General features: G+C 48.3%; 19 protein-coding genes. 6 read left to right on the top strand and 13 right to left on the bottom strand.

Annotation, left to right across the window (positions count from 1 at the left end; translation table 11 throughout):
* The first annotated feature begins 3 nt into the window (after nucleotides 1–3).
* The 5 genes from AC3CIC_RS14460 (at nucleotide 4) to tldD (ending at nucleotide 8,362) form a co-directional block, all read left to right on the top strand.
* Nucleotides 4–591 (top strand): Maf family protein, encoded by a 588-nt coding sequence (locus AC3CIC_RS14460; RefSeq protein WP_017007142.1) that lies wholly within the window; start codon nucleotides 4–6, stop codon nucleotides 589–591.
* Complete coding sequence (rng, locus tag AC3CIC_RS14455; protein WP_016960800.1) at nucleotides 588–2,057, top strand: ribonuclease G; 1,470 nt, start codon at nucleotides 588–590, stop codon at nucleotides 2,055–2,057. The genes AC3CIC_RS14460 and rng overlap by 4 nt, the downstream gene beginning before the upstream one ends.
* An 83-nt stretch (nucleotides 2,058–2,140) precedes the next feature.
* Complete coding sequence (locus tag AC3CIC_RS14450; protein WP_488514929.1) at nucleotides 2,141–6,013, top strand: YhdP family protein; 3,873 nt, start codon at nucleotides 2,141–2,143, stop codon at nucleotides 6,011–6,013.
* Nucleotides 6,014–6,015: 2 nt separating this feature from the next.
* Nucleotides 6,016–6,834 (top strand): carbon-nitrogen hydrolase family protein, encoded by an 819-nt coding sequence (locus AC3CIC_RS14445; RefSeq protein ID WP_488514928.1) that lies wholly within the window; start codon nucleotides 6,016–6,018, stop codon nucleotides 6,832–6,834.
* 82 nt (nucleotides 6,835–6,916) lie between these two features.
* Nucleotides 6,917–8,362: a metalloprotease TldD gene (tldD, locus tag AC3CIC_RS14440; protein WP_016960797.1), complete on the top strand. Its 1,446-nt coding sequence runs from the start codon at nucleotides 6,917–6,919 to the stop codon at nucleotides 8,360–8,362.
* Between the two features lie 103 nt (nucleotides 8,363–8,465).
* On the opposite strand, the gene yjgA is transcribed toward tldD, so the two are convergent.
* Complete coding sequence (gene yjgA / locus AC3CIC_RS14435) at nucleotides 8,466–8,996, bottom strand: ribosome biogenesis factor YjgA (RefSeq protein ID WP_016960796.1); 531 nt, start codon at nucleotides 8,994–8,996, stop codon at nucleotides 8,466–8,468.
* 318 nt (nucleotides 8,997–9,314) lie between these two features.
* Here yjgA and pmbA point away from each other — a divergent pair, with 318 nt between their 5' ends.
* The gene (pmbA, locus tag AC3CIC_RS14430) at nucleotides 9,315–10,655 is read left to right on the top strand and encodes a metalloprotease PmbA (RefSeq protein ID WP_016960795.1); all 1,341 of its coding nucleotides are present in this window, start codon (nucleotides 9,315–9,317) and stop codon (nucleotides 10,653–10,655) included.
* A gap of 135 nt (nucleotides 10,656–10,790) precedes the next feature.
* Here the strand turns inward: pmbA and mgtE are convergent, their stop codons facing one another.
* From mgtE to AC3CIC_RS14370, 12 genes are all read right to left on the bottom strand, one after another.
* Nucleotides 10,791–12,158: a magnesium transporter gene (mgtE, locus tag AC3CIC_RS14425; RefSeq protein WP_016960794.1), complete on the bottom strand. Its 1,368-nt coding sequence runs from the start codon at nucleotides 12,156–12,158 to the stop codon at nucleotides 10,791–10,793.
* A 127-nt stretch (nucleotides 12,159–12,285) separates the two neighbouring features.
* Nucleotides 12,286–12,561, bottom strand: a complete 276-nt coding sequence (locus tag AC3CIC_RS14420; RefSeq protein WP_016960793.1) for an HPr family phosphocarrier protein — start codon at nucleotides 12,559–12,561, stop codon at nucleotides 12,286–12,288.
* Nucleotides 12,558–13,409, bottom strand: coding sequence for an RNase adapter RapZ (rapZ, locus tag AC3CIC_RS14415; protein WP_017005098.1), 852 nt, complete (start codon nucleotides 13,407–13,409; stop codon nucleotides 12,558–12,560). The genes AC3CIC_RS14420 and rapZ overlap by 4 nt, the downstream gene beginning before the upstream one ends.
* Nucleotides 13,410–13,427: 18 nt before the next feature.
* Complete coding sequence (ptsN, locus tag AC3CIC_RS14410) at nucleotides 13,428–13,871, bottom strand: PTS IIA-like nitrogen regulatory protein PtsN (RefSeq protein ID WP_394211676.1); 444 nt, start codon at nucleotides 13,869–13,871, stop codon at nucleotides 13,428–13,430.
* Nucleotides 13,872–13,873: 2 nt separating this feature from the next.
* Nucleotides 13,874–14,161, bottom strand: a complete 288-nt coding sequence (gene hpf / locus AC3CIC_RS14405) for a ribosome hibernation promoting factor (protein WP_016960790.1) — start codon at nucleotides 14,159–14,161, stop codon at nucleotides 13,874–13,876.
* 25 nt (nucleotides 14,162–14,186) lie between these two features.
* Nucleotides 14,187–15,662, bottom strand: coding sequence for an RNA polymerase factor sigma-54 (locus AC3CIC_RS14400; protein WP_016960789.1), 1,476 nt, complete (start codon nucleotides 15,660–15,662; stop codon nucleotides 14,187–14,189).
* A 74-nt stretch (nucleotides 15,663–15,736) separates the two neighbouring features.
* Nucleotides 15,737–16,462: an LPS export ABC transporter ATP-binding protein gene (gene lptB, locus AC3CIC_RS14395; protein WP_488514927.1), complete on the bottom strand. Its 726-nt coding sequence runs from the start codon at nucleotides 16,460–16,462 to the stop codon at nucleotides 15,737–15,739.
* Between the two features lie 6 nt (nucleotides 16,463–16,468).
* Nucleotides 16,469–16,978, bottom strand: coding sequence for a lipopolysaccharide transport periplasmic protein LptA (lptA, locus tag AC3CIC_RS14390; RefSeq protein WP_016960787.1), 510 nt, complete (start codon nucleotides 16,976–16,978; stop codon nucleotides 16,469–16,471).
* Nucleotides 16,959–17,525, bottom strand: coding sequence for an LPS export ABC transporter periplasmic protein LptC (lptC, locus tag AC3CIC_RS14385; RefSeq protein ID WP_488514926.1), 567 nt, complete (start codon nucleotides 17,523–17,525; stop codon nucleotides 16,959–16,961). Before lptC ends, lptA begins: the two co-directional genes overlap by 20 nt.
* Nucleotides 17,522–18,079, bottom strand: a complete 558-nt coding sequence (kdsC, locus tag AC3CIC_RS14380) for a 3-deoxy-manno-octulosonate-8-phosphatase KdsC (RefSeq protein ID WP_016960785.1) — start codon at nucleotides 18,077–18,079, stop codon at nucleotides 17,522–17,524. Before kdsC ends, lptC begins: the two co-directional genes overlap by 4 nt.
* Entirely contained in the window at nucleotides 18,079–19,047 is a 969-nt protein-coding gene (locus AC3CIC_RS14375) for a KpsF/GutQ family sugar-phosphate isomerase (protein ID WP_488514925.1), read from the bottom strand. Before AC3CIC_RS14375 ends, kdsC begins: the two co-directional genes overlap by 1 nt.
* Before the next feature lie 11 nt (nucleotides 19,048–19,058).
* The gene (locus AC3CIC_RS14370) at nucleotides 19,059–20,021 is read right to left on the bottom strand and encodes a calcium/sodium antiporter (RefSeq protein WP_488514924.1); all 963 of its coding nucleotides are present in this window, start codon (nucleotides 20,019–20,021) and stop codon (nucleotides 19,059–19,061) included.
* Nucleotides 20,022–20,335 lie beyond the last annotated feature (314 nt).

Genomic DNA, 20,335 nt, shown 5'->3' with positions numbered 1-20,335 from the left:
GCAATGGCAGATATTCAGCTTTACCTCGCGTCTGCTTCACCTCGCAGGAAGGCGTTGCTTGAACAGCTCTCTGTATCCTTCTCTGTTCTGAGCGTTGACGTAGAAGAGCAACGACAACCCCATGAAGAAGCGGCGGACTATGTCCGCCGTTTGTCACTTGATAAAGCAAAGGCTGGCGTGCTGGTTGCGCCATCTCCACATCCTGTTTTGGGTTCGGACACCATCGTGGTATGTGATGGCGAGGTGTTGGAAAAACCCCGAGACCTTGATGATTCTCGCCGTATGCTGAGTATGCTCTCTGGGCGTCAGCATCAAGTTATGACGGCAGTCACTTTGGCTGACAGGAACCAATCACTCACGACGCTTGTCACAACTCAGGTATGGTTTAAGCCATTGTGCGTCGAGGAAATTGATGCCTATTGGCAAAGTGGCGAGCCTTGCGATAAAGCTGGCAGTTACGCAATTCAAGGGCTGGGTGGCCGTTTCGTCATACGTATCGACGGCAGTTACCATGCTGTGGTGGGCTTGCCACTTTACGAGACAGATGCTCTGTTGAAAGAATTCCAAAAATTATGTGGTGAATCCCTATGAACGCAGAGTTATTGATCAACGTTACGCCTACGGAAACCCGTGTTGCCATGATTGAGGGTGGTAGCCTTCAGGAAATTCATATTGAGCGTGAAGCGAAGCGCGGCATTGTCGGCAATATATACAAAGGCAAGGTGAGCCGAGTCTTACCGGGCATGCAGGCCGCGTTCGTGGATATTGGTCTTGATAAGGCCGCTTTTCTTCATGCGTCAGACATTGTTCCTCATACCGAATGTGTGTCAGAAAACGAAAAGCAGCAATTTCAGGTTCGCGACATTTCTGAGTTGGTCCGTCAAGGACAAGACATCGTGGTGCAAGTGGTTAAAGACCCGCTAGGAACCAAAGGCGCGCGGCTGACTACGGATATCACCTTACCCTCACGTTATTTAGTCTTTATGCCAGGGGCATCCCATGTTGGGGTTTCACAGCGTATTGAGAGCGAGAAAGAGCGCGATCGTCTGAAAAAAATCGTGTCGCGTTACTGTGATGATTTGGGTGGTTTTATTATCCGAACCGCAGCAGAAGGTGCCTCTGATGAAGAGATGAATCAAGATGCGGCTTTCCTCAAACGCTTGTGGAACAAAGTGATTGAACGTCGCTCGAAGCGCCCGTCAAAATCTATGTTATATGGCGAACTGGGTTTGGCTCAGCGCATTCTGCGTGACTTTGTTGGAACGGAACTGAGCATTATTCGTGTTGATTCCCGCACGGGAATGGAAGCACTGCGTGAGTTTACGGAAGAGTTCGTTCCTGAGCTGACGGATAAGCTAGAGCTTTACACTGGCGAGCAGCCTATCTTCGACATGTATGACACAGAGAATGAAATTCAGCGCTCATTGGATCGTAAAGTTGAATTAAAATCTGGCGGCTACATCATCATCGATCAGACCGAGGCGATGACCACTATCGACATTAATACGGGTGCGTTTGTTGGTCGTCGTAACCTCGAAGAGACAATTTTCAACACCAATACTGAAGCGACAAAGGCCATCGCCCGTCAGCTTCGTTTGCGTAACCTCGGTGGCATTATCATTATCGATTTCATTGATATGATTTCTGATGAGCACCGTCAGCGTGTGGTTCAATCGCTTGAGCAAGCGCTGCAAAAAGACCGCGTTAAAACCAACATCAATGGTTTCACTCAACTTGGTTTGGTGGAAATGACACGTAAACGTACCCGCGAAAGCATAGAGCACGTGCTGTGTGGACAGTGCCCAACCTGTGTCGGACGTGGCTCGGTTAAAACGGTAGAAACCGTGTGTTATGAAGTGCTGCGTGAAATTACCCGCGTTAATCGCGCTTACGATGCAGACAAATTTGTTGTGTATGCATCGCCTGCTGTCGGTGAGGCACTGGAAGGTGAAGAGTCTCATGCTGTCGCTGAGCTAGAAGTCTTTATCGGTAAGCAAGTCAAGGTCCATGTTGAGCCGCTGTATACCCAAGAGCAGTTTGATGTGGTCATGATGTAATGATGGGCGCAAATGTTGCGTAGTGAATATAGCGTCATGATGAAAAGCTGCATGATGAATAGCGATACAATGAATAGAATCACATGGTGAGATTTGCCAAGCGTTTAGGCGCAATTGTCACTTGGCTGGTAGTTGTTCTGCTGGTGGCTATCGCTATTTTGACTGCTGCCATGCGGCTTGTTTTACCCAATTTGGATACGGCCAAGGCGCCTATCCAGCGTTGGGCGAGTGATGCCAGTGGTTTTCACGTCGAATTCAGCACATTTAAAGGGCATTGGCGCTATCTGGTGCCCTCGTTATCCCTCCATGATTTCTCGCTTTCTTCGACAGAGGGCGGGCAAAAAATTCTTACGGCTGACAGCATCGACATGCAATTCGACCTGTTTGCCAGCTTGCAGCATCGAGAGCCAACGTTTTCCAATATCAGTATTGATGGGTTGAATGTTGACGTTACGCAAATACCTGAACGAAAAAACACCCCTGATGGCAGCTTAAAAACACAGCTAGAGCGCTTGTTCTTAGTAGGACTGGGACAGTTTGCTGTTCACAATGCTAGCGTCACTGTGATGTCACCGTCTGACGAGCGTAAAACCATCAACATTGAGTCACTGCGTTGGGATAACCAATCCGGTCAACATCATGTTCAAGGCGTGGTGAGTGTGGTTGGAACATCGCTCAATCAGGTCGATATTCGTGGTGTCTTCACGGAAAGCAATGGGCTTGGCTCACTCGATGGTGATTTTTACCTTCATGCTGAGGACGTATCTTTACGGGCTTGGATTGCCAAATTCATTAATCCAAAGATCACTTTATCGCATGCGAAAGTGGCGGGTGAGGCGTGGTTAACGGTTGCAGATGGTATGCCAAAAACTGCGCTAGTGAGCCTAACCAACAGCGCCATGGCGTGGCATTCAAAGACGCCCTCGTTGCAAGCGCATGATACGTTGCAGTCGGTCTCGATTGAGAACGGCCATATCCTCCTGGAACGGTCAGACGATGCGGGCTGGCGAGTGGCGACAGATAATCTAGCGATTAAAACCGGAAAGGAGCTTTGGCCCGAACCGGGGCTGCGTGCTGAATTTTCTGACAATGAATGGAGGATGAGTCTGGCGATGCTAGACCTGCCTTTATTGCTGCCACTGAGGGAAGTGTTCGATATTCCTTCCGGCGTAGAGCAGGCCATCACCTCCCTCCTACCGTCAGGACAAGCAAAAGACATTCGTATTGCTAAGCCAACAACATCAGATATTGCTTACTCGGCGACGTTTGAGGATCTAGCATTTAAACACTGGAGCTATTTACCAGAAGTGCACAAGCTTCAATTGGCATTGGTTGGCGAAGGGACCAACGGCAAAGTGACGCTGGCAATGCAAGATGACACCTTACCTTATGGCGAGTTCTTCCAAGCGCCATTGGATATTAAGCAAGGTGATGTCACTGCGTTTTGGGACTATAACGACGATCGCGTTGTGATTTGGTCAGACAGTGTTGCCGTGCGCTCTCCGCATTTGGATGTAGTGGGTGAGTTTAGACTTGATATTCCGTTTGAAGGAAACAGTTGGCTGGCTTTTTACGCCGAAGCGAGTCTGAGTGATGCTGGGGAAATATGGCGCTATTTACCGACCTTGGCACTCGGTCATGATCTGACGGACTTTCTTTCTGCGGCTATTAGAGGTGGGCAAGCGGATCTTGCTAAATTGGTGTGGTACGGAGATTTCAGTACATTCCCTTACCCAGAGCATCAAGGTGTTTTTCAAGCATCTGTGCCGCTCAGAAATGCAAAATTTAGCTTCGATACCCAATGGCCGACGCTGACAGGTCTCGATCTCGATTTATTGTTTCAAAACGACACGCTTTTCTTGGAGGCCAGTAACGTCGATCTGATGGGCGCCAGAGGCTATGATCTGAAAGGTGAAATTCCGTCGCTCAGCAATGAGAATGGCAAATTGTTTATTGATGCAAAAATCGCGTCTAGCGGGAAAGATTTGCACCAATATATGCTCGCAACACCATTGGTTGATTCGGTCGGCGCAGCACTGACCCATGTACAGGTAGATGGCCAAGTCATGGGAGGCATCTCATTGGCGATTCCGCTCAATGGAGACGATGTCAGCGTTAAGGGTTCCGCGTCATTAAATGATAGCAAGGTGGCGATTGTTAGCCCGCCAATCACCCTTAACAACGTGAAAGGCAAACTAGAGTTTGATAACGATCTGATTTGGGCAAAAAACCTTAAAGCCAATTTGCTCAACCAGCCTATTAGCGTTGGGTTTAAAGGGGAAAGTGAAGCGGATAATTACTTGGTCAATATCGACATTGCAGGAAAATGGCAGGCCGATAAGTTAAAAGCTGCGCTGGAATTGCCGGATCTTGATTTCATTGAAGGACGCTCATCATGGGATCTTGATGTCGGTATTGCATTGCGAGACATTGGTTTTACCTACGATGTACTTTTGGATGCAGACCTCACTCAAATGGATGTGAACCTGCCTGCACCACTTGAAAAGTCGTCATTTATTAAAGGCCATGGCTACCTCAAAGCGTCGGGGAATGGGCAAGCTTTGGTCGGGCAAGTCGAGTTACCGCAACTCAAATACCAAGCGGACGTGGATATCAGTGGTGAGAAACCCACGATTACACGCAGCCGAATACTCATGGGAGAAGGAGAGCTCTCGTTAAAGCCGCTTTCTGGCAATGCTGTGAGTGTGGATGTTCCCTTACTGGATGTTGTGGCATGGAAGGAAGTACTTTCACGTTACCAGCAAAGCCAAGTAGGTAAGAAGCAGGAAATGCCAGTTAACGTGCCTTCGCCTTCTCGAGTGAACGTGAAAGCGGAAAAAGTCCTAGCTGGTGAGCTGACGTTTAACCATTTCTCGCTGGCTGCTAGAGAGAAAAGTGATGGCTTCCATATTCTCGTGGGCAGTGAGGAGCTCTCAGGTGATGCGTGGTGGGATGAAGATAAATTCCTAACCGTCTCTATCGAGCATTTATTCCTCAATATTGATCTAGATGATGACGTAAAACTGCGCGATTCGACAAAGAAAAACCCGACCGCAACTGAGATAGATCGCGCGTTGATGGCGAAAATCCCCTCGACTGATCTCGTGATCAATGAATTGTGGCTGCAAGGCTATCGCATTGGTCGTGTGGAATCACAGCTTTTGAAATCGGGTGAAAAACTGACGTTATCCAAATTTAACCTCGGCAGTGGTAGTACCCAATTAACGGCCAATGGTGATTGGGAAATCACTCCTCAAGGGATAAACAAGAGTCAGTTTTCTTTTGATATTCAGGGTAAAAACAGTAGCGATTTGATGGGGCGCTTTGCGGTGACGGGGGGCATTCAAGATGCCAGCGTAAAAACCAAAGGCGATCTGCGCTTTGAGGGTGCGCCCTGGTCGATGGATATCGCCAGTTTGAACGGTATGTTAGAGACCAAGATAGAAGATGGATACGTCAGCGGTGTGGGTGGTGCAGGGCGCTTGCTTGGGCTGTTTAGCCTAGATTCTATTCTGCGAAAAATGCAGCTCGACTTTACCGGCGTGTTTGAAGATGGTCTGGCATTTGATGAGATCAGCGGTAGCGCATCAATCACTAACGGGGTCGTTGTCACGGATAATATCCAGATGAAAGCGCTGGCAGGTGATATGTTTATTAAAGGGATAGCGAATCTGGTGAAAAATCAGGTAAATGCTGAGGTGCGCTTCATCCCTGATATAACGTCGGGCATTCCGGTCTTAACCGCGTTTGCTGTGGCGCCTCAGACTGCGCTCTATGTCTTGGCGGTGACAACCGTTCTTTCGCCTGTCGTGGATGCGTTTACGCAAGTTCGATATCAAGTAACTGGGGCAATTGATGACCCATTAGTCAGGGAAGTGTCGCGAAGTTCAAGCGAAGTGACGTTACCGGAGCAGGCCACAGAGCGCCTGCGTACCGAGCAGCAAGGGAGCAAATAGTAATGACCAAGTTTGGTGTTGTACAAATGAACTCGGGTGTAAATGCTGAAGATAACCTTGATGTGCTGGAAAGTCAGCTCAAGCATTTACAAGCACAAGGTGCCCGTTTGATTTTGACGCCTGAAAATGCACTCGTTTTCGGCCGTAAAGAAGACTATGAGAAGTATGCAGAAGAATTGGGCCATGGTCCGCTTCAAAAGCGATTATCAGAGTTAGCGTTTGAACTCGGTATTTGGCTAGTGATGGGTTCGTTTCCGATCCGTAATCATGACGGTACATTGAGTACCACGTGTTTAGTCTATGACGCTGCAGGCAATTTGCGTGCTTCTTACGAAAAGCTGCACATGTTTGATGTTGATATTGCGGATAATCATCGCAGTTATCGCGAGTCAGATACTTTCCGTGCCGGTGAAAATATTGCACTGGTTGATACGCCATTTGGCATGCTTGGCTTATCCATATGTTACGACATTCGCTTCCCGCAACTTTACTCAGCACTTCGTCAGCGCGGCGCTGACATCATTGTTGTGCCTGCGGCGTTTACCAAAGTAACGGGTGCAGCGCATTGGGAAGTTTTACTTCGTGCTCGTGCGATTGAGACCCAGTGTTGGGTACTTGCAGCAGCGCAATGCGGTGAGCATCAAGGCGGACGCGAAACCTATGGGCACTCAATGATTATTGACCCTTGGGGTCAAGTTGCGTGCGAGCTAAACAACAATATTGGCACTGCGTGGGCTGATGTGGATTTGGCTTCTAACAGCGCGATACGCAGCAAAATGCCGCTATTACAGCATGCTCAGTTGCAATGCGTGATGAAATAGCGCAACCTCAATTCATTATTAATCCCGTGACTAAACCCGTGACGGGACATTTCTTTTTTCAGCGCTAAAGAGCAATTTATCCATGAGTCTGGAACACGTCGAAGAAACGATGCTGCACCTGTCGGGTGTGAGCAAAAGTCAACTCAGCCAAACGCTGGAGCATCTGGCCGCAAGAAACATCGATTACGGTGACGTTTACTTCCAGTCTTGCTGGCATGAGTCGCTCGTCTTGGAAGACAGCATTATTAAAGATGGTTCTTTCAACATTGATCGTGGTGTTGGCGTTCGTGCTATTAGCGGTGAGAAAACCGGTTTTGCGTATTCAGACCAAATCAATGCTGATGCTTTGATGCAAAGCGCAACGGCGGCGCGCGGTATTGCAGATAAAGGCGGTAAGCTCAAAGTGTCTGCTTTTGCTAATCGCGCATATCCTATGATTTATCAAGCCATTGACCCGCTTCAAAGTATGTCAAAGCAAGATAAAATTGCGCTGCTAAAAGAAGTGGATGTGTATATTCGCGCGAAAGAGCCTTTGATCCAGGAAGTTTCGGTCAGCATTAGCGGCGTGTATGAACAAGTGTTGATTGCAGCAACAGATGGCACTTATGCTGCAGATACTCGCCCATTAGTGCGTTTATCTATTAGCGTACTAGTAGAAAAAGACGGACGTCGTGAGCGTGGCTCTGCAGGTGGTGGCGGTCGATTTGGGTATCAATACTTCGTGTCAGATGAAGACGGAAAAACAGTGGCGATGCATTATGCCGATGAAGCTGTCCGTCAAGCATTGGTTAACCTTCATGCGAAAGCAGCACCTGCAGGCACTATGCCCGTGGTATTGGGTGCAGGTTGGCCAGGCGTACTGCTTCATGAAGCGGTAGGCCATGGTTTGGAAGGTGATTTTAACCGTAAAGAGTCCTCTGTGTTTACCGGACAAATCGGTGAGCAAGTAACATCAACGCTTTGCACTATTGTTGATGACGGTACGCTGCAAGATCGACGTGGTTCGTTGAACATCGATGATGAGGGTGTTCCAGGCCAATACAATGTGCTGATTGAAAACGGTATTTTGAAAGGCTATATGCAAGATAAGCACAATGCACATCTGATGGGGGTTGCGCCAACAGGGAATGGCCGTCGTGAATCGTATGCTCACCTGCCCATGCCACGCATGACCAATACCTACATGTTGGGTGGTGAAAGCACACCGGAAGAGATGATCAGCAGTGTTGAATACGGTCTTTATGCACCGAATTTCGGCGGTGGTCAGGTCGATATTACATCTGGCAAATTTGTGTTCTCCACCAGTGAAGCCTACCTGATTGAAAACGGTAAAGTGACAACGCCAGTGAAAGGGGCGACTTTAATCGGCAGCGGCATTGAAGCGATGCAACAGATTTCGATGGTCGGTAACGATCTTAAACTGGATCGTGGTGTGGGCGTGTGTGGTAAAGCGGGTCAAAGTGTTCCAGTCGGGGTTGGACAGCCAACGCTGAAAATCGATGCGATGACCGTCGGTGGAACAGAATAACCGCCAGATACTGTGCGTTGAAGCAGAAACAAAAAAAACCGGGGATCTCCCGGTTTTTTTATAGATAGCAATGTCGCCCTGATTGGTCGCAAAACAGAAGTACCTATTTATCGGCTTCTGCTTTGAGTGCTCGTAGGATTTTGAAAATCTCACGAGACGCTTTAGGGGGCTTGTTGCTTTCTTGTTCTTTTTTCGCCTGACGAGCCAATTGACGAAGCTTCTGACGATCGGCATTAGGGTGCGCATCCATGACTTCATTAATGACGTCATCACCATCAGCAATCATGCGGTCACGCATTTTTTCAAGCTTATGCAGCTCGATGGTTTGCTGATTGTGCTTGTTCTGTAGAAGATCTATTGCAGCTTGAATAGGCTCAATGTCGCGGGTACGCATCATTTTACCGATAAGCTGAAACTGGCGACGTCGTGCTTCTTTTTCAAAGCGTTGTGCATCCGTTACTGCGGTACGCAGATCGTCGTCCAGTGGAAACTTTGCCAGTACTGACGGCCTAAGCTCGACCAGCTCTTGACCTAGTTTTTGCAATGCTTCCATGTCTCGCTTCATCTCGGATTTGCTGACCCAGATGATCTCTTCTTCCTCTTCCCAAGGCTCACGTTTGTTCTTACGGCCCATAATCTTTCCCGAGGTTATCGCTTACTTTAGCGCCTTAGTTTATACCAATATCTACAAATATTCGCTCATTCTTAGCGCTTAAAATCATCGAATATTATGTGATGAGCATTGATATGAACGTGTTCAGCCACTTCTGTGGTTGCTCGCCCATTGTGATTGTTTCATTGTGGCAGGATGTTGGGACAGCGCGGGATGTGAATTAGGGAGATTGATTCATGTTGGTATGGTTAAGAATGTGGAGTTTTGCAGGTGTTTTATAAGCACGGTAATGGCTTCGAATGGTATGCTTATTAGCAACACACATCAATTTAAGACTTTATGGACGTGAAACAACAGGTTGCTCAGCAACGTGCTGAGTTAGAAGCTGCGGTCACCCGTGCTTTAGAGCTGGCTGGGAAAAAAGCAGATGCCGCTGAAGTCGCGATCACCAAAACTACGGGGATCAGCGTTGCTACTCGTATGTGCGAAGTGGAAAGCGTCGAATTTAACAGCGACGGTGCTCTGGGTATCACGGTATATCGTGGCCAGCGTAAAGGCAGCGCATCAACGTCTGATCTGTCTGAAAAAGCCATTGCCCAAACTGTTGCTGCTGCGTTAGATATTGCTAACTACACGTCAGAAGATCCGTTTTCAGGTCCCGCACCCGCTGAATTGATGGCTTACGATTACCCCGATTTAGATTTGTTCTACCCTGACGAGCCTGAGCCTGACCATGCCGCTGAAAAAGCGATTGCCGCCGAACGTGCGGCACTGGATTACGATAAGCGTATCAAGTTCAGTGATGGTGCGAGTTACGACAGCCATTACGGCGTGCGTGTGTATGGCAACAGCCATGGCATGCTGGGTAGCTACGCTTCAAGCCGTCACAGCATTAGCTGTAGCGTGATTGCTGAAGACAGCAAAGGCATGGAGCGAGATTATAGCTACACGGTTTCTCGTGATAAAAACGAGCTTTGGGCTCCTGAAAAAGTCGGTATCGAAGCGGCACAACGCACGATTGACCGTATGGAGCCGCGTCGCCTAACCACGCGCAAAGTGCCTGTGATGTTTTCTGCTGATGTAGCAACAGGGCTGCTTGGTCACTTAGTTGGCGCGATTAGCGGCTCAAGTTTGTATCGTAAGTCTTCGTTCTTGTTAGATAAGCTAGGCCATCAGATTTTACCTGAGTGGTTTTCTATCTATGAGCGTCCACATATCCTTAAAGGGATGGCCAGCTCTCCGTTTGATAGCGAAGGGGTGATCACCAAAGATCTCGATATTATCAAAGATGGCACGCTACAAACCTACTTGGCGACCAGCTACGCAGCGCGTAAGTTGGGAATGCAACCGACAGGTCACGCGGGTGGGATTCATAACTGGTTTGTGGGTAACACGGGGCAATCTTTTGAGCAAATGCTGAAAGCCCTAGGCACTGGATTGTTGGTCACTGAAGTGATGGGCCAAGGCGTGAATATTGTTACGGGTGACTATTCGCGTGGCGCCGCGGGCTTTTGGGTAGAGAATGGTGAAATTCAATATCCAGTCAGTGAAATTACCATCGCAGGAAATCTTGCCGATATTTACAAACAGATTGTTGCTGTCGGTGCTGATATAGAATATCGCAGCCAAATCCAAACCGGATCGATTTTGGTGGAATCACTGAAAATTGGCGGTGAGTGATAGGTTAAAGGCTAGGAATAGCCGATCCTAGGAAAAGAAAAAGCGGCTCTGTTTTCAGAAGCCGCTTTTTTGTATCGAGTTCAGTTAAGCTTTTATTCAGGACCTAGGAACTAAGATTTGGCATCTAAGATCTCGTTAAACTAAGAAAACCGTCGCAAGACCGAGGAAAACAGACAAGCCAATCATATCGGTAATCGTGGTCAGTGCCATGCCGCCAGCAAGAGCGGGGTCGATTTTCATCTTCTTGAGCATGATGGGTACAGTCACACCTGCAACACCAGCCACCACTAAGTTGGTCAACATCGCTGCCGCGATAATTGCCCCTAGCATGAGGCTACCCTTCCAGAGAACGACCACGCCACCAATGATACACGCCCAAATAACGCCGTTGAGTAAGCCAACGAGTGCTTCTTTTCTTAGTAACCAACGCGTGTTGGAGTCACCAATGTGTCCGACGGCCAAGCCGCGAATAACCAGTGCCACGGTTTGGTTACCGGCAACGCCACCCATCGAGGGTACGATGGTCATCAAAACAGCAATAGCAGCCATTTGCTCGAGTGTGTTTTCAAATAGATTAGAGACGGATGCAGCGGCAAGGGCTGCGAGAACGTTGGCGCCGAGCCAAATGCTACGGCTACGGGCAGATTTGAGTACGGGTGCAAAGGTATCTTCTTCGTCATCCAGACCCGCCATGCTCATCATGGAATGCTCGGCGTCTTCACGAATAATATCTACCACGTCATCGATGGTGATACGCCCCACAAGGTGTTGATTTTCGTCAACGACAGGTGCGGAGACCCAATTTCGGCGTTCGAAAAGGCTCGCTACTTCACCATCATCCATATCAACAGGAATCGCTTCGTCTGCGTCTTCCATGATGTCGAGAATGTCGGTGTCGGGCTGCGTGGTCAACAGGGCAGTGATAGGTAATGAACCGATAAGATGACTGTTTTCATCCACCACATAGAGGGTATCAGTGGCTTCAGGCAGTTCGCCTTTCATACGCAGGTAACGCAGTACTACATCCACGGTAACATCAGAGCGAATGGTCACCACGTCGGTGTTCATCATCCCGCCTGCGGTGTCCTCTGGGTATGCCAGAGCTTGCTCAACCCGTGCACGATCTTGTGCATCCATTTGGGCAAGAACGTCTTGAGAGACGCTATTCGGTAGGCTTCGAAGTAGATAAGCGACATCATCTGTATCCATGCCTTCCGTTGCAGCGGCAAGCTGCTCCGGTTGCATACGGACCATGATGCCGTCTTTTACGTCTTCGGAAAGCTCTTCGAGGATTTCACCTTGTTCTTCGGGATCGGTAAGCTGCCACAGAACCAAGCGGCTCTTTGGTGGGGAGGCTTCTAGAAGGTGAGCAATGTCCTCAGGTTCCATGTCCTCAAGTAAACGACGGACGTGAACAAACATGCCGTTTTCTAAGGCGCGGCTAACTTCCTGCAAGGTTTGATGCGTCTGACTTGACGCTTCTACTTCGTAATTCTCTGCCATGGAAATGTCCGTGTGACGGCGAGTGGCGCAATGGTATGAATATTAACGTAATCTGAACAGGCTGTCTTATGCGTTTTTTGTCCCAAGCAGAACGAAATGGGCGGTTGCGTCTCAGATGAGAATTTACTCAGCTTTCTTCGTCAAAGCCCGCTTCGATGAGCGCGGTAACCGCGTCTAAGGCTTGCTGTGCCTGTTGCCCTTCGGCTGATATTGTAATTTGCTCACCCTGACTAGAATCCAGCAAAAGGATAGCCATCACGCTGTCAGCAGTGACGGTTTGGTCGTCTTTAGAAATCATTACTTCGGCTTCAAAGCTTTGTGCCATTTCTACCAGTTTGACGGCTGCACGAGCGTGTAACCCAAGTCGATTTTGAATCAGTACTTCCTTGCTGACATGATTCATATTTTCCCTTCGAGTGTGCGGTGTCTAATTTGGACTTGATGGTTATGCGCGGCGAAGTAATCGGCTAAAAATTGCGCGATATACACAGAGCGATGTTGCCCACCCGTACAACCGATAGCGACGGTCAGGTAGCTGCGGTTATTTTTTTCTAGCGCCGGTAACCAAGACTCGAGAAAGCTTTTGACTTGCGCGATCAACATGGCAACGTCTTGCTCTGCGGCGAGGAACATTTTGACCGGTTCATCGAGACCAGTGAGCGGGCGTAGTGCCGGTTCCCAATGTGGGTTTGGCAAAAAACGCACATCAAACACAAAGTCAGCGTCAGACGGTAAGCCATGCTTGAAGCCGAAAGATTCAAAGACCATCACCAGATCACGGTTGGTTCTTCCTAACACTAACGCACGAACCGCTTCACTGAGGTCATGGATGGAATGTTTGGAGGTGTTGATAACTTTATCGGCACGCTCTTTCAATGGCGTCAGCAGTTGCTTCTCTTTGTCGATAGCTTGTTCGAGCGAGAGGTTGTCGCGAGATAACGGGTGTAGGCGTCGGGTTTCGCTAAAGCGTTTCACCAATTCGTTGTCATCAGCATCAAGAAAGAAGATATCGACATCAACGTCATCAGGCAATTGGGCGAGGGTCTGGGTGATCTCTTCTGGGTCGGCCGGCATGTTGCGAATATCGATGCTGACGGCAATTTGAGAGTCGTCGCCATTTTGAGCCGCGACAAACTGAGGCAGCAAATTTACAGGAAGGTTATCGACACAGTAGTAGCCGAGATCTTCTAAAACACGGAGCGCAACAGACTTTCCTGAACCCGAACGGCCACTGACGATTTTCAACTGCATGGTGTATTCCTGGTGGCGTTATCCGGTAATGATGTCGTAAAGCTCTTGATCTGAGTTTGCATGACGCAGCTGCCGACAAATTTGTTTGTCGCCGAGTTTCTGCGCGATCAAAGACAGGGTCTTCAAGTGCTCTTTGCATTGATCATCAGGAACCAGTAGCGCGAATAAGAGATCGACGGGTTGGTTATCAATAGCATCAAACTCAATAGGTTCAGCACATTGAATGAATACACCGACGGCGTGATCGCTGTTGAAGATACGGCCATGGGGAATGGCTATTCCATTCCCAATGCCCGTACTGCCCATTTTTTCTCTGCCCAACATGCACTCAAAGAGTTTCTGTGGGTTTTGATCCAATTCGATGGCAGCGAGTTCACTGATCATTTCAAGTGCGCGTTTCTTACTTGAACAAAGGACTGCACTTTTCGTGCAGTCCAATTTAAGTACGTCTTTAAGTTCCATGATTAATGGTGATTCATCTTTTCTTTGTGTTTACTTAACTGCTTAATTAGCTTGTCTGTCAGCGAATCGATGGCAGCGTACATGTTCTCTGAATCTGCTTTTGCGAAAATTTCGCCGTTGTTTACATGCAGGGTCGCTTCGGCAATCTGTTGGAGTTTTTCGACGTTAAGCACGACATGAACGTTATTGATATGATCAAAAAATCGTTCGAGCTTATCAAACTTGGTTGTCACATATTCCCTAAGGGCGTCGGTGATCTCTACGTGGTGACCGGTGAGATTGATTTGCATAAACATCTTCCTTTTGATTGGACGCCTAGATAAGGCGTTTACGCTGATTTGACGGGGCAATACCCAGAGACTCGCGATATTTGGCGATTGTTCGCCTTGCGACCTGGATCCCTTGCTCCGCCAGCAGTGTGGCAATCTTGCTGTCGCTAAGTGGTTTTGCCTGATTTTCGGCGGCTACCAACTTTTTGACCAATGCACGAATTGCCGTAGAGCTGCATTCACCGCCATTGTCAGTACTGACATGGCTCGAGAAGAAGTATTTCAGTTCAAAAATGCCCCTAGGGGTATGCATGTATTTTTGGGTCGTCACCCGAGAGATGGTGGATTCATGCATTTCCACTGCCATGGCGATATCGTTTAGTACCATTGGCTTCATCGCTTCTTCGCCGAATTCAAAGAAATCTTGCTGATGCTCAACGATGCATCGTGCCACTTTGAGCAAGGTTTCATTTCGACTTTCTAAGCTTTTTATCAACCACTTAGCATCTTGTAAGTGGCTGCGAATAAATTGGCTATCTGCTGCACTACAGCCATTTTTGGTGAGCGCGGCGTATTGCTGATTCACCTTTAGACGAGGCACGCTGTCAGGATTGATGTTAACCATCCACTTGCCACGATCTTTGATCACAGACACATCTGGGATCACATATTCCGCTTCATTGGTCACAATGAGGTTGCCAGGGCGAGGCTCAAGCGTGTGAATGAGCTGCATCACTTCTTTGAGCTCGGGCTCGCGAAGTTTACTTTCTTTCATTATCAGCCGGAAATCGCGATTAGCCAACGCGTTCATGTGGCCTTTTAGCACCATACGGGCTTCAGCAAGCCATGGCGTATCTTCCGCAAAGGCGGCGAGTTGGAGCAGCAGACACTCTTGCAAAGATCGGGATGCGACACCGAGAGGGTCGAATTGCTGAACGCGTTTAAGAACGGCTTCAACTTCATCTAATTCAATGTCGTCATCTTCAGCGCCCATGCTCTCTAAGATGTCTTCGCAAGTTACGGTGAGGTAGCCTTTATCATCGACTGCATCAATGATAGCCGTAGCGATTGCGAGGTCGACTTCAGAAAATGGTGTGAGCTGGACTTGCCAAGTGAGGTAATCGTGCAGGGTTTCGGTGGTTTCCCCCTGATAGACAGGTATGTCATCACCGAGGGAAATACCTGTACTGCCGGTGTTGGCGCTGTACATGTCATCCCATGTTGTATCAACAGGAAGATCTTCGGGCATTTCCTGTTGTTCCATGGCATCAGAGCTATCGAGCGTGTCTTGTTGACTGTCGGCAGTGGCGCTTGTGTTGTCATCACCGTTAAACGTCTCTTCACCCTCACCGTCTTCGCTATCCGTCGACTCGTCCTGCTCTAGGAGAGGGTTAGCTTCCAATGCTTCTTGGATTTCTTGTTGCAGATCGAGCGTCGACAACTGCAATAGGCGGATCGCCTGTTGCAACTGCGGCGTCATCGCAAGTTGTTGGCCAAGCTTAAGCTGAAGCGAGGGTTTCATACTGATTCTGGCACCTTTCCTAATTTTATTATTAGTGCATATATTTGGAGCGGTTCGCCAACCGAACTCTATAACTATAGCCTGAACTGGTCTCCGAGATAGACTCGTTTTACATGCTCATCGTTGAGCACTTCATCAGGAGTACCATGCGCAATCAAGTGTCCTTGACTCACAATATAGGCGTGCTCACACACACTGAGCGTTTCACGTACGTTGTGGTCCGTAATTAAGACACCTAAGCCACGGTCTCGAAGATGTTCAATGATTTTTTTGATATCAATAACCGAAATGGGGTCAACACCCGCAAATGGTTCATCAAGAAGAATAAATTTTGGATTTGCCGCGAGTGCTCGGGCGATTTCCACACGGCGACGTTCACCACCGGACAATGCCATACCCATGCTGTTTCTGATATGTTGGATGTTGAACTCATCGAGTAAGTCCTCAGCTTTGTCTTGTTTCTCTTCTTTTGATAAATCTGAACGGGTTTGCAATACCGCCATCAAATTATCGTAAACACTGAGCTTACGAAAAATAGAGGCTTCTTGGGGTAAATAGCCAATTCCCATGCGAGAGCGGTTGTGCATGGGCTGGATGCTGATGTCGAGATCATCAATATGAATCGTGCCTTCATCGCGGGCCACTAGGCCAACAATCATGTAGAAAGAGGTGGTTTTACCGGCGCCATTAGGGCCAAGTAAGCCAACAATTTCGCCAGATTTCACTTCGAGGCTGACATCAGTAACGACCTTTCGGCCGTTATAGCTTTTCGCAAGATTTTTAGCGGTGAGTATGGTCATTCAGATTTATTTCTTATCTTGTTTGGTTTGTGGTTGCAGTACAGTCGTCACGCGACTGCTTGAATCACTTTCTGCGACCAAAAGCTGTTTATCGATGTTATAGGTGATCTTTTGACCTTCGACCTGATTGCCACCTTCTTGTGTCAATACGGCCCTGTTGGTCATCGTCAGGAAGCTTTTTGCTGTTTCGTACTGAAGATCGAGCGCTTCACCGTTTATCTTTTTGCCATCATCCAACGTTTGTTCAAAGGTCGCAGGCTTGCCATAAGCGTCAATAATTTCAGCGCCTTCTTGACCCGATGGGCGAGTCACCACAACTTTGTCGGCGTTCAAGCGAATAGAGCCCTGACGGAGATAAACATTGCCCGTGAAAATCACGGTGTTGGTTGTCATGTCTAGGTTTTGCGAGTCGGAGTCAATATAAATTGGCTGCTCAGCATCTGTTGACAAGGCCATAGCACTGCTTGAAATTAGCATCACAATGACGGCAAAGAATTTATTTCGTTTTTGCTTCATATCTACTCTTCACTTGTTCAATCAGTTCCATCTGATGGGAGCCAAAATTGCCTTTCGCCCTGAGCCCACTCGTTTGAAGCCCTGTTCCTGTGATTTCGGTTTCTGTATCTGACCAAAAATCATGTGAGGTAAGGTTGAGGGTGAGTTTCTCTGTGGTGACAACTTTTATCTGTGCGTCTGGCAACAGGTTAAAGATCCTGACTCGACCTGTCATCACTAGAATGTGCTTATTCTCAAGAACAGCAAACTCAGAGCTTATCCGCCACTCTTCGGCAGTGCCATCTTTATAAGTCCACAAGACGGGTTCATTAAAATGGGTCTCGTCAATTTGCTGATAATACTCTAGATGTGTTGAGTCCAGCGTGTAATTGCGAATACCTTGTTCGTTGTAGGAGGTAGATTTCACATCTTCCGCCGTGAATAGGGGTTTTTCTGCATCGGGAGCCACTTGTGTTTCGGTTTGCCAGTAGTGTTGGTTCAACAGGTAATAGCCTGTGTAACCGCACACCGCCAGCAGTACAACCATACCGAGACGTTGCAGCATCATATGCTCAGCCCTTTATGCGCATCGAGCTCTCCTCGCGCTTCAAGGATAAGATCGCAGACTTCACGAACCGCGCCGTAGCCGCCTGGAATACGTGTTACCCAATCAGCACGTTGTGCGAGCAAAGGGTGTCCGTCATTGACGCAGACTGACAGACCCACTTGTGACATGACCGCCCAGTCAATTAAATCGTCACCCATGTAGGCCGTTTGCTCGGCAGGTACACCCAGCTTTGCCGCAAGATCTTGATAAGCCGAAGCCTTGTCATCTTGGCCTTGATAAATGTGGGTGATACCAAGGGCAGACATGCGTCGTTCAACGATGGCTGACTTTCGGCCCGTAATGATAGCGATGTCGATACCTGCGCTCATTAGTGCTTTGATGCCGTAGCCGTCTCGGGTGTGGAACGTTTTAAGCTCCTCACCGTCGTTACCCATATAGATGCGTCCATCAGAGAACACACCATCCACATCGCAGATCAGCAGCTTTATCGATGCCGCACGTTCGACGATGCGGGTGGGAACGGGGCCGTATAGCGTTTCGGTCTCAGTATGCATTACATGACTCCAGCTTTAAGCAGGTCGTGCATATTTAGCGCGCCAATCAGCTTGCCGTTTTCAGTGACCAGCAAACCATTGATCTTTTTCTCTTCCATTTGCTTAAGGCCTTCAGCCGCCAGTAAGTCGGCACTGACAGACTGTGGGTTTTGACCCATCACATCGCCAATGCGTGTGGTGTGTAAATCCCAGCGTTGGTCGAGTAAGCGGCGTAAATCACCGTCAGTGAAAATACCGCATAGCGCACCATCATGCTCCACAATGGCTGTCATACCTAGCCCTTTGGCAGATATCTCGAGCAGGGCATCGCGAACGGTAGCATCGGGTATGACGGTCGGTAGCGCATCACCGGAGTGCATCACATCAGAAATGCGCAGCAGCAGTTTTCTACCAAGTGCGCCACCGGGATGAGACAGAGCAAAGTCATCGGCAGTAAAGCCTTTGGCTTGCATTAGCGCAATAGCGAGTGCATCACCCATCACCAATGTCGCCGTGGTGCTCGAGGTTGGTGCAAGGCCAATAGGGCAGGCTTCTTTTGGTACTTTGATACAAAGGTTAACTTGTGCCAAACGCGCCATGGTCGATGATGGGTTGCCCGTCATGGTGATCAGTGAAATGCCACGACGTTTAACGACGGGCAGCAACGTAATGATCTCCGCTGCTTCCCCTGAGTTTGATATTGCTAACACCACATCGCCTTTTTCGATCATGCCAAGATCGCCATGACTGGCTTCACCAGGGTGCACAAAAAAGGACGGCGTACCGGTACTTGCCAGCGTCGCCGCGATTTTATTGCCAATGTGACCAGATTTGCCCATTCCCATGACAACGACCTTACCTGTAGCACTTTGAATCAGCTGACAAGCTTGTTCGAAATCTTGGTTGATGTATTGCTCCAATTGAGCAATGGCATCCAGTTCGATTTTTAGTGTGGTGATGCCTGCTTGGCAAAAATCAAAATCAGTCATAGGTAATCCGATCAGGATGCAAAGTTAGTGAGCAAGTAGCCTTGATAGCCGACGAAACAAATCAACAGCACGATACCTTCCCAGCGTCTGATGATTCTGTTTTTGCCTGCTGCGAACAAAAATAGCAATACAGAGAGGGCGAGCATGACATAGAAGTCACGTTCCATCGCAAGTGGGTTAAGGGATGATGGTGCCAGAATCGCTGGGATGCCCATGACGGCAAGAATATTGAAGATGTTTGAGCCGATGATGTTACCCACCGCCAGATCGTCTTCACCTTTCAATACACCAGCGACAGAAGCCGCGAGTTCAGGAAGGCTTGTACCTACAGCGACAATGGTTAGACCGATGACCAGATCACTCATACCGAATGACTTAGCGATAATCACGGCTGAACCTACGACCATGTCGGCGCTGAAAATAAGTAGTGCCAGCCCGATAACAACCCATATACCAGCGGAAACATTGCTGACCCCTTGAGGGATCTCTGCTTCTTGTTCTGTAAGCATAGGGTCTTCTTTGTCACTCTCTTTACCAAATTGCATCATGATAAGTAGGAAAATGACAAACATAACGGCGAGCGCGATACCTTCAAAGTAGCCAAGGTAATTATCCCATAGCATGGCGCCGGCGACCAAGGTAACGGCAAGCATCAATGGCAATTCGCGGCGAAGGATGCCCGAACTGATAGCAAGCGGCTTGATAAGCGCAGTTACGCCTAAAATCAAAGCAATATTAGCGATGTTCGAACCAAGAACGTTGCCCACTGCCGTGTCGGTTTTACCACTAAGAGCCGCAGTTGCTGACACCACCATTTCAGGGGCTGAGCTGCCCATCGCAAGAATAGTCATACCGATGACTAACGGTGAAATCCCAACATTACGGGCTATAGCGGCTGCACCGTAGACCAGCCTGTCAGCACTCCATACTAACAAACACAGTCCAACGACGAGAATGGCGGTCGCTTCAAACATTTAATTACCTTTGATCAGAAATAGTGCGGATGAATCAAAAAGCAATTTTGACTGCTAATTGAGTAAATGTGAAGGAAAACGGCGTGATAGTTGCGACAGGCTTAAGTGTTAAAGGTTAATGAAGGGGTGAAGTGCCAAGTAATTAAGGCAGGCTAGGTCACATTCTTGGGGGAAAGTCTGTCTTTATCAGCGCGTAGTGGGGAGGAGTTTTCTAGCCTGATTAAAGAAGTGATCTTGATTCAACGTGATGCATACATAAAAAGACAGTGTTTGCGGGGAAATTGATAGTTTTCTTACTGAGAAATCACAAATGA

It is taken from the genome of Enterovibrio sp. QJM3NY_24, from assembly GCF_057786035.1.
This window is presented reverse-complemented; position numbering and strand designations above follow the sequence as displayed.